At 46.1% G+C, this 4808-nt stretch carries 2 protein-coding genes; both read right to left on the reverse strand.

The genetic code is table 11. From position 1 onward, the window contains the following. Window positions 1-330: 330 nt before the first annotated feature. A complete protein-coding gene (locus N902_RS18930; protein ID WP_051564615.1) occupies window positions 331-1674 on the reverse strand; it encodes a restriction endonuclease subunit S in 1344 nt (447 codons plus the stop codon). Window positions 1675-1676: 2 nt separating this feature from the next. Then, the gene (locus N902_RS0114035) at window positions 1677-4433 is read right to left on the reverse strand and encodes a type I restriction endonuclease subunit R (RefSeq protein WP_027371421.1); all 2757 of its coding nucleotides are present in this window, start codon (window positions 4431-4433) and stop codon (window positions 1677-1679) included. Between the last annotated feature and the right edge of the window lie 375 nt (window positions 4434-4808).

A 4808-nucleotide genomic window follows, 5' to 3' on the forward strand; every position in this document is an offset into this window, starting at 1 on the left:
GCTTTGTTGTTATTGCGCCTCAAGGGCGGGGGCAATTCGATGAGCCCCGCTTCCTGCATGCGAAGAAGAGTGTCTCTGACAGCAAACTCTTTGTATTTCCCGTTTGGCTGTTTCCACTCCCAGGTCTGGGCCAGGATGCATGATATCTGGGTCCGTCCCAGATGAAAATTCTCAGAGATGACCTGGCGGATTGCTTTCAGGTCATTTTCTGAATACTCACGGGAACGGAACTTAAAAATAATCTTCTGATCGGCCATGGAGAGAAGGTATCAAATCTCTCCCTCCGACGCCAGTTAATTTTTGCTTCTTGTTGGCAGATTTTTCAAAGGGCTAAACTGTTACGATTTCAGAAGTAATCTGAGATTGTTCTTTGGCACATGTGATAGGTACTGGTAGGTTGGAAAGGATCGTTATATTAATCGATGCTAAGTTTACAGTTTGCTTTGCGTTGGAAAAAAAATACGTTTTTGCTGTATTACAGGAAGTAAAGTATGCAAAATATAACGATAAAAGATCTTTACTTATGAGTCTCGCTCTAAATATATGGTTTTGGTGAATGCATCTATAAACTTGGTTTTTCCAAACTGTACCGCGTCCAAGTTTATCTTTATCACCACCTTCTGTATATAGAAGATCTCCATATTCAAGTAAATACTTTTGTTCTTCTTCTTTGGGGATTTCAATCTTTTTAAGATTGCTTAGATCTAAGTATCCATCTTGAACATTAGCAACTCTTAAGTAATAAAGCTCAGAGGTTTCTTTATTATAGAGCTTTCTTCCTTTCGTAACTCCGCCGACAATATTTGACAAATTTCCCAGCTTAACCCAAGCCCACCCCTCAGGCAGTTCCGGAAGATCCGCAAGCTCTTCCTTCGTCAGTGGCGGAAGATCCTTTGGTTTCTTTGGTTTGGTTGGCTTTTTTGTGCCCTCTGCCTCAGCCTGCTCACACGCTTTTTCCCATTCCGCAAGCTGCTTCTGATAGTGCTCTTCGCGTTCCTGCTTGATACGTTCCAGCAGCTTTTCAGCTGATTCAGGAGGATTGCCAGCTTCTTTCTGGCGCTTACGCCATGCTTCAGTCAACTTGCCTTCAAAAGCATGCTTGAGCACAGATTGACGATATGTTTTCAGCTGTTCCTGGGCCTTCTTCAGGCTCTGGGTGGCGCTGTCGAGTTCTGAAAAGAGTTCTTCGATTTTGGAGACTATTTGGTGTTGTTCGTAATAGGAGGGAAAACGCACAGTTATTTTTTTTAAGGAAGCTTGATTAAGCTTGAGTCTGGTAGTTCCGGTAACATAATATCGATAATCAATGTGGTTTAAGTAATATAATATAAACTTATTTGAAGTTAAGGATTTTATTATATGTGCATGATTATTTACCCAAAATTTTCCATTTACTATATATGCTTTATCTTTGAATGGATCTAGAAAAGGTGCTCCGTCTTCACCTAAAAGAACATGTTCACCCTCAAATATATAGTCATCAATACTGCCAACTTGTCCGGTTGCGCCATAGTATGGAAAAAGATCACTTTCTTGTTTTCCAGCGACTCTTTTATCTCGATCTTTTGAATTTATAGGAATCCTATAACTATCAAGTATATCACAAACTTCACCGATCTGCGATAAGCTCCAACTTCTTGGCAAAAGCTTGCCAGCATTTTGGTTGTATAGCATTCTTACGCCGCCAAAGCCTCATTCATTTCATCAATTATTGAACTTATCTCATCCCCAAACAGTTGAGCCATTTTTCCAGCTCCGCCCATGCCGTCAAAAGGGGCATATTGCAGGTCTTCCACGTCCATGTGGATGGAGCTGACGATGTGATCCCGGATCATGCGCAGCCAGGTCATTTGCTCTTCGTCGAATTTCTGGGCCGCTCCGGCCTGTTTGTCAAACACCCATTTTTTGAAGTTGCGATTAACTGTCTGATCATAGGGGGTCAGGGTGTGATCAATGTCGGTAACCCGGCGGATCAGGGAGACCAGGGCGGTCAGCTCGCTCTTTGGGGATTTGCCGTTCACTTTTTCCAACTGCTCATAGGCCTGCCAGACCCGGACAGGGGCTAAATAGGGCTTGTTTTGTTTCAGGGTTTCCAGCACCTGTTTGATCATATCATAGGTGATCTGCCTGCGGTTGTAAGGCTGGTTGTAGAAGATGGACAGGGCGGTGATTTCATTTTTGTGAGCCTCCAGAAAGGCCTTGAAATCTTCTATGATCTCTGATGCTTTTCCTTGGGCCTCGTAATCCCATCCAGCGTGCTCCAAATGATCCAGATTGATGTTATCGATAATCTGTTCATGAGAAGTGCGCACCTTTTCAATGTATTCGTTCAGCTCACCGGTAAAAGTATTCCTGGCCTCATCGATCAGGTCTTTTTGGGCTTCCTGCTTTTGCGTTTCATCCGGATCTGTATCAGCAGGCAAGCTGAATTTCTCTTTTGCAGCATCGATGATTTTATCTGGGTTATGGGCATCAAGGAGGTTGTGCACCAAGGTGTTGATAGATTTTCCCCCGGTCAGCTCTTTAAATTTTTCCCGCTCCTGGGGTGTAATTTGCTGCTCCAGCTTGGCCAGACGATTGGCCAACGAGGTATATGTGTCTTCATCACAGTGGCCCATGAGGGCGGCCTGCAGGAGGTCTTTGAGGGGAACCGACTTCTTTCGTTCCAGTGGGCGACTGTCAGTTTTCAGGGATTTGCTTACACCAACGGCATCCACTATGACGAATCCGGTTTTATTGGTTTGCGTTGATGGAGTTACCTTTTTCAGGTCGTCATAGCTCAGGGTTCTGGTTCCTCGGCCTTTCATCTGCTCAAAATAGTTCTTGGAACGCACATCGCGCATAAAGAGTAGACATTCCAGAGGCTTCACGTCCGTGCCTGTGGCGATCATATCCACAGTAACAGCGATTCTGGGATAGTAATCGTTACGAAACGAGGTCAGCATGGACTTTGGATCCTCGCTGGCCTTGTAGGTCACTTTTTTGCAAAAGGCGTTTTCCTCGGCAAACTCCTCGCGCACAATCTTGATGATGTCATCTGCATGGCTGTCGGTCTTGGCAAAGATGAGCGTTTTGGGAACCTCTTCCCGGACCGGAAAAATCTCCGGGAGCTTATCCCGAAAGGTCTTGATCACATTTCTGATTTGGCTGGGATTGACCACGTCCCGGTCAAGATCATTTCCTCTATAGGTCACATCCTCATCCAGCTGATCCCAGCGCATTCGGCGAGTTAAGCGGTCCCGTTTGTCTACCCATAGATCGGCAAACAACTTGCTTCCCTGTTTTGTGATTTCCGTCTCGATTAGGTAGGTGTCGTAGCCCACATTGACCCCGTCGGCCACAGCCTCTTCATGACGGTATTCACTGACCACGTTTTCATTAAAAAAGGCGAATGTGCGTTTATCCGGGGTAGCCGTCAGACCGATATGAAAGGCATCGAAATAATCCAGGACCTGCCGCCACAGGTTATAGATTGAGCGGTGACATTCATCGATGATAATGAAGTCAAAAAACTCTGGCGGAACATCCGGGTTGTATTCCACCTCTTTGGGCTGGCCGGTGGTTGCATGCTCATGCGGGTTGCTCTGTTCCGCAGCCTCATCCATGTCCTCGCCTTTGAGGATGGAATACATGCGCTGAATGGTGCTTATGCAAACCTGGCTGTCCTGGGGTACATATCTGGAATTGAGCCGCCGGACATTATACAGCTCAATGAATTTGCGATTGTCGTCTAAGGGGGTATAGGCCATGAACTCCTGTTCGGCTTGCTCTCCCAGGTTTTTGGTATCCACCAGAAAAAGGATCCGCTGAGCATCGGCGTACTTGAGGAGGCGATAAATGGAAGTGATAGCGGTAAAGGTCTTGCCGCTGCCAGTGGCCATTTGGATCAAGGCTCGTGGCCTGCCTTGCTTAAAGGACTCTTCCAGATTTGCGATTGCACGGAGCTGGCAATCCCGCAGGCCTTCAGGTGGAAGGTCAGGCAGTTGCTGCAGCCTCTGGCAGAGGCTTAATTGGCGGCTGATTCTTTGACTCAGAGTGGCGGGGTGGTGAAAGGAGAAGACCTCCCTGGCTCTGGGCTTGGGATCGCGCAGATCAGTAAATTGGGTAACCAGGCCGGTACTTTCATAGACAAAAGGCAGGGGGTGGGAATCGGCAAACCATTTAATCTTGCTTTTGGCGTAAGCTTCAGCCTGCCCTTCATGCGAACTCAGGCGATGGCCTTCATCTTTCCTCTTAGCTTCGATCACACCCACAGGCTTTCGGTCCACAAACAAGACATAATCAGCCGGACCGGCATCGGTCTGATACTCCCGAACCGCAAGTCCAGGACCCAGACTCCAGTTGATGGCCTTCTTATTTACAACCACCCAGCCGGACTTTTCAAGGAGCTCATCTATGCTGTCTCGCGCTTCCTGCTCAGGTGTCTTGTTCATATCGGCTGCCTTGGGTCATTTGAATGTCAAATATAACCTGTCCCTTATGTTGCGAGTTTTCCTAATCATGCGTAAATAATTACGATGGAGTATATTTTGGTGTAATTGAATAACTCCATTGATATTATTGGGATGTTTCTGTACACAACATAATGATTTTTGACTGAGAACATAATTTTATGCTTTAGTATGATTTGATTGCATCCTGTATACTGCCCACAATTATTTCTACAGGCTGTCCAGCCAGTTCAAGGTTTCCTGTTCTTTTTCCCAATCCAGCAGATCATCCAGCTTATCGTCCTGGGTAAGGTTTTGGGTGTAGGCAATGAATTTCTTTTGCAGCTCACGCTTACGGCTTAAGTCCATTTTCAGATA

This window comes from Desulfovermiculus halophilus DSM 18834, assembly GCF_000620765.1.
GTDB lineage: Bacteria > Desulfobacterota > Desulfovibrionia > Desulfovibrionales > Desulfothermaceae > Desulfovermiculus > Desulfovermiculus halophilus.

What these genes read in the sequence shown, in the direction of transcription:
- N902_RS0114035 (WP_027371421.1), bottom strand. Translation starts at nt 4,433, where the DNA reads ATGAACAAGACACCTGAGCAGGAAGCGCGAGACAGCATAGATGAGCTC.
- N902_RS18930 (WP_051564615.1), bottom strand. Translation starts at nt 1,674, where the DNA reads ATGCTATACAACCAAAATGCTGGCAAGCTTTTGCCAAGAAGTTGGAGC.